Source organism: Luteibacter sp. 9135 (assembly GCF_000745005.1).
In the GTDB taxonomy this organism is placed as follows: domain Bacteria; phylum Pseudomonadota; class Gammaproteobacteria; order Xanthomonadales; family Rhodanobacteraceae; genus Luteibacter.
The window spans coordinates 1,518,369-1,533,184 of record NZ_JQNB01000001.1; the positions used below are offsets into that span (position 1 = coordinate 1,518,369).

Genomic DNA, 14,816 nt, shown 5'->3' on the forward strand with positions numbered 1-14,816 from the left:
AGGCTTGATGAACGCCCCGCGCGGGAGGCATCGCGCCCGCGCGCGCGGGTCCGCTAAGCTTGGGCGGTTTCCTCCTTTACGCTCTGGCAACTGGAACGGCATGCCGCCCCATCTCTCCCATGCGCGCCTGGCGCGACCCCTCGCCTGGCTCATCCTTGCCCTGGCCGCCGTCTTCGGCGCGGGGTACTGGTTCGTCCTCGGCCGGCCGATCACCTTGCCGGACTCGCCGACGGCCAAGATCGCCTGCGTGTCCTACGCGCCATTTCGCCTGAAGGGCGAAACGCCGTTCGACATCCATGCGTTCATTCCCCCCGAGCGCATCGACGCCGACCTCAAGGCGCTGTCCACGCGTTTCGACTGCGTACGTACGTATTCGATGGGCCAGGGCCTGGGGGCCGTTCCCGATCTTGCCGGCCGCTACGGCATGAAGGTGCTGATGGGCATCTGGCTGGGCCGCGATCCGGCCGCCAACGAGCGAGAGATCCAACTGGGCCTGGCGGCGGCGCGGCGCGATCACGACAGCCTGCGCGGCATCGTGGTGGGTAACGAGGTGCTGCTACGCGGCGAACTGTCGGAGAAGGAACTGGCTGGCTACATCTCGCGGGTGAACAAGGCCACGGACGTTCCGGTGACCTACGCCGATGTGTGGGAGTTCTGGCAGAAGCATCCCGCGCTGGCCAAGGCGACGGATTACCTCACCATCCACATCCTGCCGTACTGGGAAGACCAGCCGGTGGCGCCCGAAGACGCGGTGCGCCATGTCGCGGACGTGTACCAGAAGATGAAGCGCGAGTTTCCGGGCAAGGCCATCATGATCGGCGAGACCGGCTGGCCCAGCCAGGGCCGCACGCGTCGCGACGCCAGCGCCAGCCTGGTCAACGAAGCGCGCTACATGCGCGAATTCCTGAACTACGCGGCGACGGTGGACATGCCGTACAACGTCATCGAGGCCTTCGACCAGCCGTGGAAGCGCGACCTGGAAGGCACGGTCGGCGGCTACTGGGGCATTTTCGACGTGGATGCCGAACCCAAGTTCGCCATGCAGGGTCCCATCATCGAAGAGCCGCGCTGGACGTGGGCGATCGCGGCGGGCGGCCTGATGGCGCTGGTCTTCCTCGCCGCGGGCGCGGTGCGTCGCCGCTGGCGGGGTGCATCGGGCTGGGTGGCGCTCGCGCTCGCCGGCTTCGCCACGGGCACCGCACTGGCGGCGCACCTGCGGCTGCTGTCGTTCGCCGCGCGCAACGACGTGGAATGGACGGTCGGCATCGTCATCGGGTTGCTGGCGCTGGTCACCACCGTGTCGCTGTCGCGTACCATCGCGGCGCGATTGGCCTCGCCGGTCGATCCTGCCGCGGTGGCGCCGCGTCCCGTGGAGCGGCGGCGCCTCGGCATCGCCTGGTCCGACGTGTTCACGCCGCAGCGTTTCTTCTGGATGTTCGTCCTCACGCTCTACGGCATCCTGCTGGTGTTCAACGGACGCTACCGCGACTTTCCTATCGGCCTGTTCGCGCTGCCGTGCATCGGGTTCCTCGTGCTCGGCGTGCTGCGCACGCGCAACGACACGCCGATGCCCCTGGTGGAGGAACGCCTGCTGGCCGTGTGGTTGCCGCTGCTGGCGGTGGCCGTCGTGGTCCAGGAGCAGGGCGCGAATGCCGTGTCGTGGGGCTGGCTGGTGCTCAACCTGGCAATGGCGCTACCGGTGCTGAGCGCTTGGCGCCGCGCGCGCCTGCCGGCGCCCGATACCGCCGTGTAGGAGCGCACGATGTGCGCGAAAAGCCAACGAAGCGGCGAAGAGGCAAGCCCCCTATCGCGCACATCGTGCGCTCCTACATGGCCCTATTCGGCAGGGCGGGGCGGGTCTGGTCGTATTGCACGCGGACCAGGCGCAGGGCGCCGATCAGCAACGCCAGGGCGCCGCCTTCGTAGCAGTACAGCTGCAGGGCGATGACGCCCAGCGACGCGGCGAGCACGGCGGATACCGTGCTGCGCCAGAACAGGGCGACCAGGGCCATCAGCACGGCGGCGTAGCCGTAGGTGTAGGTCAGGAAGCCCTGCACGATGAGGTTGCGCGTGGTGCACCACCAGGGGCCGTCGGCACCGTCGCACGCGTGTGCCGCGTCGGCGGGTTCGATGAAGCCGTAACGCAACACGGTGGCGGCGAGCGCGACGAGGACGATGACGACCCAGGGCAGGGCGGCGCGCAGGCTGGACTTCATGACGGGCTTATCTCGTGGGGAGGGCGCCGGCGGCTTCTGCCAGCGCGAGCGGCAGGCGGATTTCGGCGGCAAGCGGCAGATGATCGGAGAAGGCACGGGGCAATGTCCATGTCCGGTCCAGCGCGATGTCCGCGGAGGTCAGGATGTGGTCCAGCGCGCGGCGCGGTTTCCAGCTGGGGAAGGTGGGCGTGCTGACCGTCGGTGGCTGCAACGCCGTCTTCTCGAACAGGCGGCGCATCTCGGGCGAAGTGGGCTCGGTGTTGAGGTCGCCCATGAGCACCGCGTGGGGAAACGGGGCCAGTAATTCGGCGATGAAGCCCAGTTGGCCCATGCGCGCCGCCGCGCCCAGCGACAGATGGGCGATGACCACCACCAGCGCGTCGGTGCCGGTGCCGAAACGCACGAACAGCGCACCGCGGCCCTTGATGCGACCAGGCAGGGGGTAGTCGATGACTTCGCTGGGCTCGATCCGACTCAGCAGGCCATTGGCCGAATGCGCCACGCGCGCCATCGGCCGGTTGGGCTGGTGACTCCAGTAAGGCATCCCGGCGGCTTCGGCGATGTAACGGGTCTGGTTGAGGAAGCCGGAACGCAGGCTTCCTGCATCGGCCTCCTGCAGGCCGACCACGTCGAATTCGTGCAGGAGCTGGGCGAGCGAATCGAGGTTGTCGAGCTTGGAGCGCGCGGGCAGCACCGCGTTGACGCTGCGCGTGACGTAATCGCTGTAACGCTGGACGCTGGCGCCGGCGAGGATGTTGCAGCTCAACAGGCGCAGGGTGCGTTCCGGAGCGATGACGGGGGGGGACGTGAAGCGGGTCATGTGTGGGTGCTTTTGGGTCTCGTCCGGCGATAGCGCCAGAGGATGCCCCCCGCCGCGTGAACAGGGGGCATCGGATAGCCTCAGGGCTTACTTGCCGCCCTTGAGTTCCTTGTCGACCAGGTACTTGGTGACGCCGTTGAGCTCGTCGAAGTCCTTGATCTGTGCGCTGCGGTACTTGCCGTCCACGACGACGGTGGGTGTGCCGTCGATGCCCCACGCCTGGATCAGCTTCCCGTCGTCGAGGATGCGCTTGCGGATGGCTTCGTCGTTCGTGGCCAGCTGGATGAATTTCGCCTTGTCCACGCCGTAGTTCTGTGCGTACCAGCCGGCCAGCTCATCGATGGTGCGGATCGGGTAATGGTCCTCATGGATCGCCTTGAACAAGGCGGCATGGGCCTTCTCGGCCACGCCGAGCTGCTTGGCCGCATAGTAGGCCTGCGCATAAGGCAACCAGGCGTCGTTGAACGCCGCCGGGATGACACGGAACACCACGCCCTTGGGCAGCTGCTTCTGCAGGGCTTCCGCGTACGACTCGTAATGCGCGCAATGCACGCACCCGTATGAGAACACCTCGACGACTTCCACCTTGCCGTCCTTCGGATCCAGGCGTTGCGGCTTGGCGATGGTGACGTACTGCGTGCCGTCGGTGTAGCTGGCCGCGGCAGCGGGGTCGGCCGGCTTGGCGCTGCACGCCGCGGTGAGGGCCAGGCCCACGAAAAGGAGCGATAGACGCTTGAACATGAAGATCTCCGTAAAGGGTCGGGAACGCGGTTACTTGCCCGCGGCTTCCTTGCTGATGAGCCACTGCACCAACTCGATCGACTGGGGATAGCCACCGGCCGTCGCGGCCGTGAAGCGGTATTTTCCGTTCACCACGATGGTCGGCGTGCTATCGACCTCATAGGCGCGGATCAGTTCATCGGCGCGCTTCATCTTCGTGTTGATGGTGAAGGAATTGGCCGTGGCGACGAATTCCTCCGGCTTCACGCCGTACTTCGCGTAAAACTTCGCCACGTCGTCGATGGTCGGCCAGGCCGACTGCGCCTTGGGCTTGTTGGTCTGCTGGTCCATGATGCCGAGCTCGCCGCTCTTGAATACGGCGTCGAACATCGCGTCGTGGCTCTGCTTGTCCACGCCGAACGCCTGCGCGGTGAGATAGGCGCGCTGCAGCAACGGCCAGTTCTCGTCCGGGCGGAACGATGCCGGCGTGTACGTCATGACCGTACCGCGGGGCAGGTCCTTGACCATCTGGTCGACGATGCCGTGGAACTGGAAGCAGGCCGGGCAACCGTACGAAAACACCTCGGTGACCTCGATCTTGCCGGGCGTGCTGGTCGGCTGTGCCGGGTCGATGCGGAAGTACTGCTTGCCCTCCACCCACTTGCCGTCGTCGACGAAGGGCTTGGGCGCAGGGCGCTTGTCGTCCGCTTCGGCGGCGGAGGCGGGGGCTGCCGAAGCGGTGCTGCCCGCGGCGGCGGGCGTGCTCGCCGCGGTCGAGGTGGCGCCGGCCGGCGTGGCCACCGGTGCCGTGGTGGCGGCCGGCGCCGCGGTGGCCGCGGGGGTGGGCGACGGCGTGGAAGCCGCGTCGTGGTTACCGGAGCCGCAGGCGGCAAGGCCCAGCAGTGCCACGCAGAGGAGGGGAAGGCGCATACGCATCGGGGTTCCTTTTCTTACCTTCGAGAACGAGAACGGGCCCGAAGGGGCCCGTTCGATCGTCCAACTTTAACGCCATCAGGGCGTCGCGGGTGCGGCCTGTGTCGGTTCGTTCGTATGCAGGCCCTCGATGTAGCTGGCCACGGCGGCGATATCCTTCTCGTCCAGCTTCTGGGCGATGGTGATCATGATGCGTGCGTGGGGGTCGTCGCTCTGCGCGTTGCCGTCGTGCCAGGCCTTCAGCCGCGACTCGATGTACTTCGCGTGCTGGCTGGTCAGCTGTGGGTAGCGGGCGCCGGGATTGCCGCCGCCATCCGGACCGTGGCAGGCCATGCACGCCGGGATGCCGCGGGCGACATCGCCCTGGCGGTATAGCGTCTCGCCCTGATCCACATAGGCCTGATCTGCTACGCCCGGCAGGGATGCCTTGGTAGCGAAGTAGGCACCGATGTCATGCATGTCCTGCTCGCTGAGCGGCTGGGCGAAGCCCATCATGATCGGGTTCATGCGCTTGCCGGATTTGAAATCGGCCAGCTGCGCGGCGATGTATTGCTCGCTCTGCCCGGCGAGGCGCGGGTATTGCGGATCGCTGGAGTTGCCGTCCAGCCCGTGGCAGGCGCCGCAGGCGGCGGCCTTGCCCTGGCCGGTGGCGGCATCGCCGGGCTTGACCGCGGCGGTGGTGCCGCCGACGGGAGCGGTGGTGGTCTCGGTCGTGGGCATCCCCGGGGTGGCCGGATCGGCGGCGGGATTGGCGCCGGGCTTGGCCGCGGTGCTGGCCGGCGCCGGCGCGGTCGCCGCCTTCGCGGGCGCGGCCGTCTGGGCCGTGGCGAAATTCATGACGAGCATCGCGGTGATGGCAGCGGCGGCGTGCCGAAACTTCATACGTCTCTCCAGGAGGGATGCTTCCGAGTCGGGCGAGCTCCCCAGCGCGCCGCGATCAAAAGATTATGGGGGGCGCGGGAGAGCCCGGTCAAACCGCGTCGGCGCGCGGCTGCGCGCGGTATCGCATACACTGCCCGACCGTCGATCCCCGCCTTCCGGCCAGCCGCACATGTCCTCGAACCCCCTCAACAGTGCCCGCTTCGTGCTGGCCGCCAACGAAATCACCCAGTTGCCCTACGACCAGGGTGCCGAGGTGGCGTTCGCCGGCCGGTCCAACGCCGGCAAGTCCAGCGCGCTCAACGCGCTGACCGGCCACAACGGCCTGGCCCGCACCTCGAAGACCCCGGGACGCACCCAGCTGATGGTGGTGTTCGACCTGGCACCGCTGAAGATCGAGGGCGAGGCGCCGGTGGACGCACGGCTGATCGATCTGCCCGGCTACGGCTACGCCAAGGTGCCCGAAGCCATGCGCATGCACTGGCGTGGCGAGATCGACGCCTACCTGAAGATGCGCCGCAGCCTGCGCGGCATCGTGCTGATCGTGGACATCCGCCACGAACTGAAGGATTTCGACCGCACCATGCTCGCGTTCTGCGCGGCCACCGACCTGCCCTGCCACGTGCTGATGACGAAGGCCGACAAGCTGTCCCGCGGGCAGGCCTCGGCCGCCCTGGAGGCCCTGCGGAAGGATTTCCGGACCAACAACGTGCGTGGCACTGCGCAGGTGTTCTCGTCGCCGGCCAAGACCGGTATCGAGGAGGCGCGCGCCCGCGTCATGGAACTGCTGGCGACGCCGCGCCCGCACGAACTGGTCTAGGCGCGCCCGCGCCCGCCGGCTAGCCCAGTGTGGCCATGAAGGCGCGGCACAGCGCCTCCATGCCCTTCCTGTCCTCGTCGTCGAAACGGGCCACGCGGGGGCTGTCCACGTCCCACACGCCGAACAGGCTGCCGTCGGCCTTCGTCAGCGGCACCACGATTTCCGAATTGGAGGCGGCATCGCAGGCGATGTGGCCGTCGAAGTCGTGGACGTCGCGCACCACCTGGGTCTGCAGGGTCTGTGCCGCCGTGCCGCAGACGCCGCGTCCCAGCGCGATGCGGATGCACGCCGGTTTGCCCTGGAAAGGCCCGACCACCAGTTCGCTGCCGTCGTAGAGGTAGAACCCCGCCCAGTTGAGTTCCGGCACGGCGTCGTAGACCAGCGCGGCGAAGTTGGCGGCGTTGGCGATCACGTTCGTCTCGCCGTGCATCAGGCCCTGGGCCTGTTGCAGCAGTTCCGCGTAAAGCGCGGCCTTGTCCCCGGTGGCGATGGCCTTGGCTTCGAACATGGCGGTTCCCGTTCATTTCGTCATAGGAAGCCGTGTATGGTGCCATGCCATCGATCCCGCAAGGCCGCCCACGCATGTCGCGACATCTCTTCGTCGCCGGTACCGATACCGGCATCGGCAAGACGCACGCCGCCCAGACCCTGGTGCACGCGTTCCGCCAGGCCGGCGAACGGGTCGCCGGGATGAAGCCCGTGGCCAGCGGATCCGGGCGCACGCGGGAGGGCCTGCGTAACCAGGATGCCCTGGACCTGCAAGCCGCCAGCTGGCCACCGCCGCCGTACGCGCTCGTCAACCCACTCGCCTTCGAGGACGCCGTGGCCCCGCACCTCGCCGCGGCCCGCAGCGGTCGCCCGGTGACCTGGCCGCCGCTGGACGCCGCGTTCGAGGCACTGTGCACCGACTACGAGCGCGTGGTGGTCGAAGGCGTCGGCGGCTGGCTGGTGCCGCTCGGCGAGGGCATCTCCGCGGAGGATTTTCCCCGTCGCTGGATGCTGCCCGTGGTGCTGGTGGTCGGTATCCGGCTTGGCTGCATCAACCATGCCCGGCTCAGCGCCCGGGCCATCGCCGCGGACGGCTGCCGGCTCGCCGGGTGGATCGCCAACATCATCGAGCCGACGATGCCGTTGCGCGAGGAAAACATCGATACGCTGCGCGCCTGCCTTCCAGCGCCGTGCCTGGGCGTGCTGCCCTACCGCATCGCCCCGGTGGATGCGGCCAACCTGCTCGACCTGTCGCCGCTGGGCTGACGGCGGCTTCACGCCTGCGGACGTAACAAGGCAGCATGACCACCTACTACCTTTCGGTAAAAGACATGAGCCGGGCCAAGGGCCCGGACCCCGAGCTGTCGTTCCAGGGCATCGGCCCGGACAAGCTCGCCGCCGACATCGCCGCGGCCATGCGCGGTGACGACCTGTTCCAGCGCTGGCGCGCCAAGCAGCCCGAGCCCGACGAGGTCGACCCCAGCCTCGGCGCGGCCGACGGCGCGGCCTCCGCGTCCGGCGAGCTGTCGAACGATCGTACGGATATCCAGCTGACCACCTCGCTGCCCATGCGCCTGGTGAAGCACCGGCTCAACCTGCTGATCGGCTCGAGCTGGGAGCTCCGCGACACCCGCTGAGTCGTTCGCCCTGCAAGGCGGTTGTCCCCGCCGGCCCTGCACCGCTAGAGTCGGCGTTTTGCTCACCGCAGGGGACATCCCGTCATGCCGAAGGTCCGCAGCCTCGTGATCGCCCTTTCGATCGCCCTTACCGCCTCCTGTTCCTCGTCCAACGACGCCGACAAGGCGGCCACGCCGGCCCCCGCAGGCACGTCGCCGTCGAGCCCCGCCGCGGCGACGACCGCTCCAGCCGCCGCACCCGCACCCCACGAGAATCCGCTGCTGGTCGCCAGCACGCTGCCGTTCCATGCGCCTCCGTTCGACAAGATCGCCGACGGCGATTTCCAGCCGGCGATCGAAGAGGGCATGAGGCAGCAACTGGCCGAGGTGAACGCGATCGCCAATGCGACCGAAGAGCCTACGTTCGACAACACCATCGTGGCGTTCGAGAAATCCGGCGTGTTGCTGAAGCGCGCGCAGAGCGCGTTCAACGCACTGACCGGTGCCAATACCAACGACACGTTGCAGAAGGCCGAGGAAAACCTCTCGCCCGAACTGGCCGCGCACACCGATGCCATCTACCTCAACGACACCCTGTTCAAGCGTGTGCAGTTGCTGTACGACAAGCGCGCATCGCTCAAGCTCGATCCCGAGTCGGCGCGCCTGCTCGAGGTGACCTACAAGGATTTCGTGCATGCGGGTGCGAAGTTGTCGGAAACCGACAAGACCCGTCTCAAGGCACTGAACAAGGAAGAATCCACCCTCGGCACGCGATTCACCAACATGCTGCTGGCCGCCAACAAGGCCGGTGCGCTCGTGGTCGACGATAAGCAGTCGCTGGACGGCCTGTCGGACGGTGACATCGCCGCGGCGGCGGATGCCGCGAAGGACCGCAAGCTGGACGGCAAGTACGTGGTGACGCTGCAGAACACCACGCAGCAGCCGGCGCTGCAGGGCATGAACGATCGCGCCACGCGCGAGAAGCTGTTCAAGGCATCGTGGGAGCGTGCCGAACACGGCGACGCCAACGACACGCGCGACACGATCACGCGCATCGCGCAGGTGCGCGCCGAGCAGGCCAGGTTGCTGGGCTTCCCCAATTACGCCGCCTGGCGCCTCGACGACCAGATGGCAAAGACGCCCGCGGCGGCCGAGAAATTCATGGAGCGCCTGGCGCCGGCCGCGGTCGCTCGCGCCCGGCTGGAGTCGAAGGACATCCAGGATGTGATCGACAAGGAAAAGGGTGACTTCCAGGTGCAGGCGTGGGACTGGGACCACTACGCCGAGAAGGTTCGCAAGGCGAAGTACGACCTGGACGAAGCGCAGGTCAAGCCGTACTTCGAGCTGGACAACGTGCTGCAGAACGGCGTGTTCTACGCCGCGAACCAGCTCTACGGCATCACCTTCAAGGAACGCAAGGACATTCCCACCTGGCAGCCTGACATGCGTGTGTTCGAAGTGTTCGACAAGGACGGCACCTCGATGGCGCTGTTCTACTGCGATTACTTCAAGCGCGACAACAAAAATGGCGGCGCCTGGATGAGCAACCTCGTCGACCAGTCCAGGCTGTTCGGCGACAAGCCCGTGGTCTACAACGTGGCCAACTTCACCAAGCCGGCGGCGGGCCAGCCGGCGCTGCTTTCGTTCGACGACGTGACCACGATGTTCCACGAGTTCGGCCACGCCCTGCACGGCATGTTCGCCAACTCGCAGTACCCGTCACTCTCGGGCGCCAACACCCCGCGCGACTTCGTCGAGTTCCCCTCGCAGTTCAACGAGCAGTGGGCCTCCGATCCGAAGGTGTTCGCCAACTACGCCAAGCACTACCAGACCGGCGCGGCCATGCCGGCGGAGCTCGTCGAGAAGATCAAGAAAGCCAAGAGCTTCAACCAGGGCTACGCCATGAGCGAGCTGATCTCGGCCGCCTTGCTCGACATGCAGTGGCACATGCTGCCGGCCAGCGACAAGAAGCAGGACGTCGACCAGTTCGAGGCGGCCGCGTTGAAGAAGGCCGGCTTCACCCTGGCGCAGGTCCCACCGCGCTATCGGTCCAGCTATTTCCAGCACATCTGGGGCAACGGATATGCGGCCGGTTACTACGCCTACCTGTGGACGCAGATGCTCGACTCGGATGCCTTCGAGTGGTTCAAGGAGCACGGCGGCCTGACCCGCGAAAACGGCCAGATCTTCCGCGACAAGATCCTCTCGCGTGGCAACACCGAGGAACTTGGCAAGCTCTACCGCGACTTCCGCGGCAAAGAGCCGTCGATCGAACCGATGTTGCAGGATCGCGGCCTGAAGTGAGCCGCCTGAAGTGAGCGTTCGCGGTGGCGACCCACGACATGGGCGCCACCGCGATGGCATGACCTGAAACGTGGTCAGCGTGACTTGATGTAGGGGTTGCACTCCGCCGCGACGGTCGCTTCATATCCGACCCATGGCCGGTGGGGCTCAAGGTTCCAGGTCGGCTTGTTCCGCGCGATCGTGAGGTGGCAGGTCAACTGATCGATCATTCCTTTGACGTTCTTCCACCGATCCTTCGCCGGATCGGGCGGCCCGCCGAACGTTTCGGGATCGCCGAATTTCTTCACGATCTCGTAGAACATGTTCGGGGTCTCATCCGCCTGGATTGCCCGGCCACACTTCGTATGATGGGATGCCCGTCGTGATTTGCATGTCCGTTCCTTCGGATCATGGGAGGGTGTTGGACGGCGGCTTGTGCTACGTCGCCGTGTCCTGTTTTGCGCGGAAACCTAGGGTGTGAGGCACAGGCTCTCGATGCGCAGCAATCCGCCACGCCAGACCAGCCCGTGGACCTCGCGCAGGGGCTCGGCCCGGTACTCCACGATCGTGATCAGCCGGCCGCCGTTCCCACCCTGGTAGCCGCGCACGGGGCGCCGCTGGATATGGATCGTCTGCACCTCCTCGAAGGCACCGTGACGCCAGCTGAGGAAGCCCAGGTGCGCCTCCGCGCCGGTGGATTGCACCTCGCAGCGCACCGTGCCGTACGCCTGGCGAAGCAGCAACCGGCAATCGTTGCGCGCGCCGCGGATGCCGGTCAGCACCATGCGATCGCTATCGGCTTCCAGCATGGCGCCAGCGTCGCCGGTAAGGATCACCAGGTGCATGAGATCACGACGTCCCTGCGGCGGGATCACACCCTCCTGTGCGCTGGCCAGCGCGTCCGTGACGGGCTCGTCGGCCAGGATGCCAAGTCGGGGTCCGACCAGATCGCGCGGGGATATCGAGGGGCCCTGCCCGCTCCTTGCGGACGTGGCGACGGCTTTGGATACCTGCAGGGCAGGCATGATCGGAACCACTGACTGCAACGTCATGTTGCGGCCCTCCCGGTGTGGGTGGGCGTCGGGTTCCGGCCGACGCTATTTGAAGGGGTAACCTCCGCACCCAGCATAGCCCGATGCTAACGACTGCGTGCACTCGGCGCGCATAACGAAAAAAGGCCACGTCCGTCTCCGGACATGGCCTAGGTGTGGTACGTGCCGAAATCGCGTGACGATAAAGGCGACCGGGCGGTTACTCCCCGATAGTCAGCAGCGACGCATTGCCGCCGGCTGCCGTCGTGTTGACCGTGAGCGTACGCTCACCGGCGAAGCGCAGCAGGTAGTGCGGGCCACCGGCCTTCGGACCGGTGCCGGACAGGCCTTCGCCGCCGAACGGCTGCACGCCGACCACCGCACCGATCTGGTTGCGGTTGACGTAGCAGTTGCCCACGCGGGCGTGGCTGGAGATGTAATCGATGGTGTCGTCGATACGGCTGTGGATGCCGAGCGTGAGGCCGAAGCCGGTGGCGTTGATCTGGTCCACCACCTTGGCCAGGTCGGCGCCGTGCCAGCGGATCACGTGCAGCACCGGCCCGAAGATCTCGCGGGTCAGCATGTCCAGCGACGGGATCTCGTAGGCACGCGGTGCGAAATAGGTGCCGTGCGCGGTGGACTCCGGCAGTGCCACTTCGCCGATCTTTTTCGCTTCACGGTCCATGCGTGCGGCATGGTCGACCAGGATGGTGCGAGCGTCCTCGTCGATGACCGGGCCGACGTCGGTCGAGAGCAGGCCGGGGTCGCCGACCTTCAGTTCGGCCATGGCGCCTGCCAGCATCGCGATGACCTTGTCGGCGATGTCTTCCTGCACGAACAGCACGCGCGCCGCGGAGCAACGCTGGCCGGCGGACTGGAACGCCGAGGCGATCACGTCCTTGACGATCTGCTCGGGCAGGGCGGACGAGTCGGCGATCATCGCGTTCTGGCCGCCGGTCTCGGCGACCAGCGCGGCGATGGGCGCATTGCGTGCGGCGAGCGCGCGGTTGATCGCCCAGGCGGTGTCGGTGGAGCCGGTGAAGGCCACGCCGGCCACGCGGGGGTCGCGGGTGAGCGCGGCACCGACCGTGGCGCCATCGCCCGGCAGGTACTGCAGGATGTCGGTCGGCACGCCGGCGGCGTGCAGCAGCTTGACCGCGGCGTGGCCGATCAGCGAGGTCTGCTCGGCCGGCTTGGCGATCACGGCGTTGCCTGCCGCCAGCGCGGCGGCCACCTGGCCCAGGAAGATCGCCAGCGGGAAGTTCCATGGGCTGATGCAGACGAACACGCCGCGGCCGTTGAGGAACAGCTGGTTGCTTTCGCCGGTGGGGCCCGGCAACTGCTCGGGCTGGCCGAACAGGCGGCGGGCCATGGTCGCGTAGTAGCGCAGGAAGTCGGCGGCCTCGCGGATCTCGGCAATCGCATCCGGCAGGCTCTTTCCCGCTTCGCGCACGCACAGCGCGATGAACTCGGCGCGGTTGTGCTCCAGTTGCTCGGCGGCATGCTCGAGAATGGCGGCGCGGCTGGCGGCCGGCAGGCGATCCCAGCCCGGCTGCGCCTTCACGCCCGCGGCCAGCGCCTTGTCGACCAGCGCCGGGTCGGTGTTTTCCACCGTACCGATGATGCGACGACGGTCGGACGGGTCGGTGACCTCGGTCTTCGTGCCGGCGGCGGCGCCACCGGCGACCAGCGGGGCCGCGGCCCAGGGGCCGCTGTGGCGGTTGACGGCGTCGGCGAGCTCGTTCAGCTCGTTGTCGTTGGCGAAATTCATGCCCATGGAATTTTTCCGGAGTTCGCCGTACAGGTTGACCGGCAGGGGAATGCGGGGGTGGGGAATGGAGCTGAAGGCGCGCACCGTCTCGCACGGGTCGGCGACCAGGTCGCGCACCGGTACGCTCTCGTCCACCACGCGGTTGACGAAGCTGGTGTTGGCGCCGTTCTCGAGCAGGCGGCGAACCAGGTAGGGCAGGAGGTCCTCATGGCTGCCCACCGGCGCATACACGCGGCAGGGCACGTTGAGCTTGTCCTTGCCGATCACCTCCGCGTACAGGTCCGCACCCATGCCGTGCAGGCGCTGGTTCTCGTACGGGCGGCCCTTGGCGATGTGGTGGATGGCGGCGATGGTGTGCGCGTTGTGCGTGGCGAACTGCGGGTACACCGCGTCGCCGCCGGCGGCGAACAGGCGATGCGCGCAGGCCAGGTAGGAGACATCGGTGTTCGGCTTGCGCGTGTACACCGGGTAGCCGGACAGGCCGTTTTCCTGCGAACGCTTGATCTCGGCGTCCCAGTAGGCACCCTTCACCAGCCGCACGAACCAGCGACGGCCGTTGGCACGGGCCTTCTCGGTCACCCAGTCGATCACAAACGGGGCACGCTTCTGGTACGCCTGGATGACGATGCCCAGGCCGTTCCAGCCTTCCAGCGACGGATGCGCGAAGACGTCGCCGATGATGTCCAGCGACAGTTCAAGGCGGTCGGTTTCTTCCGCGTCCACGGACAGGGCGATGCCGTTCTTGAACGCCAGTTCGGACAGTTCGAGCAGTTTGGCGCCCAGTTCGACCCGTGCGCGTGCCCGGTTGGCCACTTCGTAGCGCGGGTGCAGCGCCGACAGCTTGACCGAGATCGACGGGGCCTCGAGGTTGTTCGGGAACGGGCCGCGGCCACCGAGCGCGTTGATCGCGTCACGGTAGTCCTGCTGATAGCGCTCCGCCGTGGCCTGGGTCAGCGCCGACTCGCCGAGCATGTCGTACGAGTAACGGTAGACCGCATGCTCCTTTTCGGCGGAACGGTCCAGGGCTTCCTTGATGGTCCGCCCCATCACGAACTGGTGCCCCATGATCCGCATGGCCTGGCGCACGGCCAGGCGCACCACGGGCTCGCCGGCACGGCCGACCAGGCGGCGCAGCGCGGAGGTGAAGTCGTGGCGCGTTTCCTCCGCCAGATTGACCAGGTGGCCGGTGAGCATCAGGCCCCAGGTGGAGGCGTTGACGAACACGGATTCGCTCTGGCCCAGGTGTTTCTTCCAGTTCGCGTCGCCCAGCTTGTCGCGAATGAGCTTGTCGGCCGTGGCCTTGTCGGGGATGCGCAGCAGCGCCTCGGCCACGCACATCAGCAGCACGCCCTCTTCGGAGGACAGGTCGTACTGGCGCATGAAGGATTCGACGGCGCTCTGGTCCTTGGCGCGGGCGCGTACCCGGGTCACCAGGCCGGCGGCCACGTCGATGACGTGCTCGCGCTCGGTCGGCGGCAGGGTAGCCTGGGCCAGCAGGTCGTTCACGGCCTCGGTTTCGTCGCGCAACCAGGCGGACGTGATACGCGCGCGCGCCGGCTCGGCGCCGGTGGGGAGTTCGGGACGGAGGATCTGTGGGTTCACGGAGGGGATCGGGGCGAGGGGGAACGCCTATTGTAAGGGAGGCCGATGCGCCATGTGTGTTGCGCTGCGGGGCCCGCCGGCGTGGCACCCCTGCGACATCGCGCCGCTTCCCAACCTTGCCGCTTACTGGCTACCGC

13 protein-coding genes and 1 pseudogene are annotated in these 14,816 nt (G+C 67.3%); 5 read left to right on the forward strand and 9 right to left on the reverse strand.

The window, feature by feature from the left end:
* Window positions 1-100 precede the first annotated feature (100 nt).
* Entirely contained in the window at window positions 101-1,753 is a 1,653-nt protein-coding gene (locus FA89_RS06400) for a glycoside hydrolase family 17 protein (protein ID WP_036139313.1), read from the forward strand.
* A 73-nt stretch (window positions 1,754-1,826) separates the two neighbouring features.
* Here the strand turns inward: FA89_RS06400 and FA89_RS06405 are convergent, their stop codons facing one another.
* The 5 genes from FA89_RS06405 to FA89_RS06425 all read right to left on the reverse strand — a co-directional run bounded on the left by FA89_RS06405 (window position 1,827) and on the right by FA89_RS06425 (window position 5,571).
* Window positions 1,827-2,216 (reverse strand): hypothetical protein, encoded by a 390-nt coding sequence (locus FA89_RS06405; RefSeq protein ID WP_036139316.1) that lies wholly within the window; start codon window positions 2,214-2,216, stop codon window positions 1,827-1,829.
* Window positions 2,217-2,223: 7 nt separating this feature from the next.
* The gene (locus FA89_RS06410; RefSeq protein ID WP_036139319.1) at window positions 2,224-3,036 is read right to left on the reverse strand and encodes an endonuclease/exonuclease/phosphatase family protein; all 813 of its coding nucleotides are present in this window, start codon (window positions 3,034-3,036) and stop codon (window positions 2,224-2,226) included.
* A gap of 87 nt (window positions 3,037-3,123) precedes the next feature.
* Window positions 3,124-3,777, reverse strand: coding sequence for a thiol:disulfide interchange protein DsbA/DsbL (locus FA89_RS06415; protein ID WP_036139321.1), 654 nt, complete (start codon window positions 3,775-3,777; stop codon window positions 3,124-3,126).
* A gap of 30 nt (window positions 3,778-3,807) precedes the next feature.
* Entirely contained in the window at window positions 3,808-4,686 is an 879-nt protein-coding gene (locus FA89_RS06420; RefSeq protein ID WP_240003858.1) for a thiol:disulfide interchange protein DsbA/DsbL, read from the reverse strand.
* An 81-nt stretch (window positions 4,687-4,767) separates the two neighbouring features.
* Window positions 4,768-5,571, reverse strand: coding sequence for a c-type cytochrome (locus FA89_RS06425; protein ID WP_240003859.1), 804 nt, complete (start codon window positions 5,569-5,571; stop codon window positions 4,768-4,770).
* A gap of 169 nt (window positions 5,572-5,740) precedes the next feature.
* Here FA89_RS06425 and yihA point away from each other — a divergent pair, with 169 nt between their 5' ends.
* On the forward strand, window positions 5,741-6,388 hold the full coding sequence (gene yihA, locus FA89_RS06430) for a ribosome biogenesis GTP-binding protein YihA/YsxC (RefSeq protein WP_036139326.1): 648 nt from the start codon (window positions 5,741-5,743) through the stop codon (window positions 6,386-6,388).
* 19 nt (window positions 6,389-6,407) lie between these two features.
* Here yihA and FA89_RS06435 read toward each other — a convergent pair whose 3' ends face one another.
* Complete coding sequence (locus FA89_RS06435) at window positions 6,408-6,896, reverse strand: GAF domain-containing protein (RefSeq protein ID WP_036139327.1); 489 nt, start codon at window positions 6,894-6,896, stop codon at window positions 6,408-6,410.
* A 74-nt stretch (window positions 6,897-6,970) separates the two neighbouring features.
* On the opposite strand from FA89_RS06435, the gene bioD reads away from it, so the two are divergent.
* The 3 genes from bioD (at window position 6,971) to dcp (ending at window position 10,296) form a co-directional block, all read left to right on the forward strand.
* Window positions 6,971-7,642, forward strand: coding sequence for a dethiobiotin synthase (bioD, locus tag FA89_RS06440; RefSeq protein WP_036139329.1), 672 nt, complete (start codon window positions 6,971-6,973; stop codon window positions 7,640-7,642).
* Window positions 7,643-7,677: 35 nt separating this feature from the next.
* Window positions 7,678-8,013 (forward strand): hypothetical protein, encoded by a 336-nt coding sequence (locus tag FA89_RS06445; RefSeq protein ID WP_036139332.1) that lies wholly within the window; start codon window positions 7,678-7,680, stop codon window positions 8,011-8,013.
* 84 nt (window positions 8,014-8,097) lie between these two features.
* A complete protein-coding gene (gene dcp, locus FA89_RS06450; RefSeq protein ID WP_036139334.1) occupies window positions 8,098-10,296 on the forward strand; it encodes a peptidyl-dipeptidase Dcp in 2,199 nt (732 codons plus the stop codon).
* Window positions 10,297-10,370: 74 nt separating this feature from the next.
* On the opposite strand, the pseudogene FA89_RS06455 reads toward dcp, so the two are convergent.
* The 3 genes and pseudogenes from FA89_RS06455 to putA form a co-directional block, all read right to left on the reverse strand.
* A pseudogene (locus FA89_RS06455) lies at window positions 10,371-10,634 on the reverse strand (DUF2599 domain-containing protein); the annotation flags it as partial.
* A gap of 111 nt (window positions 10,635-10,745) precedes the next feature.
* On the reverse strand, window positions 10,746-11,327 hold the full coding sequence (locus FA89_RS06460) for a hypothetical protein (protein WP_036139338.1): 582 nt from the start codon (window positions 11,325-11,327) through the stop codon (window positions 10,746-10,748).
* Window positions 11,328-11,526: 199 nt separating this feature from the next.
* The gene (gene putA, locus FA89_RS06465) at window positions 11,527-14,667 is read right to left on the reverse strand and encodes a bifunctional proline dehydrogenase/L-glutamate gamma-semialdehyde dehydrogenase PutA (RefSeq protein WP_036143809.1); all 3,141 of its coding nucleotides are present in this window, start codon (window positions 14,665-14,667) and stop codon (window positions 11,527-11,529) included.
* Between the last annotated feature and the right edge of the window lie 149 nt (window positions 14,668-14,816).

What these genes read in the sequence shown, in the direction of transcription:
- FA89_RS06400 (WP_036139313.1), top strand. Translation starts at nt 101, where the DNA reads ATGCCGCCCCATCTCTCCCATGCGCGCCTGGCGCGACCCCTCGCCTGG.
- FA89_RS06405 (WP_036139316.1), bottom strand. Translation starts at nt 2,216, where the DNA reads ATGAAGTCCAGCCTGCGCGCCGCCCTGCCCTGGGTCGTCATCGTCCTC.
- FA89_RS06410 (WP_036139319.1), bottom strand. Translation starts at nt 3,036, where the DNA reads ATGACCCGCTTCACGTCCCCCCCCGTCATCGCTCCGGAACGCACCCTG.
- FA89_RS06415 (WP_036139321.1), bottom strand. Translation starts at nt 3,777, where the DNA reads ATGTTCAAGCGTCTATCGCTCCTTTTCGTGGGCCTGGCCCTCACCGCG.
- FA89_RS06420 (WP_240003858.1), bottom strand. Translation starts at nt 4,686, where the DNA reads ATGCGCCTTCCCCTCCTCTGCGTGGCACTGCTGGGCCTTGCCGCCTGC.
- FA89_RS06425 (WP_240003859.1), bottom strand. Translation starts at nt 5,571, where the DNA reads ATGAAGTTTCGGCACGCCGCCGCTGCCATCACCGCGATGCTCGTCATG.
- yihA (WP_036139326.1), top strand. Translation starts at nt 5,741, where the DNA reads ATGTCCTCGAACCCCCTCAACAGTGCCCGCTTCGTGCTGGCCGCCAAC.
- FA89_RS06435 (WP_036139327.1), bottom strand. Translation starts at nt 6,896, where the DNA reads ATGTTCGAAGCCAAGGCCATCGCCACCGGGGACAAGGCCGCGCTTTAC.
- bioD (WP_036139329.1), top strand. Translation starts at nt 6,971, where the DNA reads ATGTCGCGACATCTCTTCGTCGCCGGTACCGATACCGGCATCGGCAAG.
- FA89_RS06445 (WP_036139332.1), top strand. Translation starts at nt 7,678, where the DNA reads ATGACCACCTACTACCTTTCGGTAAAAGACATGAGCCGGGCCAAGGGC.
- dcp (WP_036139334.1), top strand. Translation starts at nt 8,098, where the DNA reads ATGCCGAAGGTCCGCAGCCTCGTGATCGCCCTTTCGATCGCCCTTACC.
- FA89_RS06460 (WP_036139338.1), bottom strand. Translation starts at nt 11,327, where the DNA reads ATGACGTTGCAGTCAGTGGTTCCGATCATGCCTGCCCTGCAGGTATCC.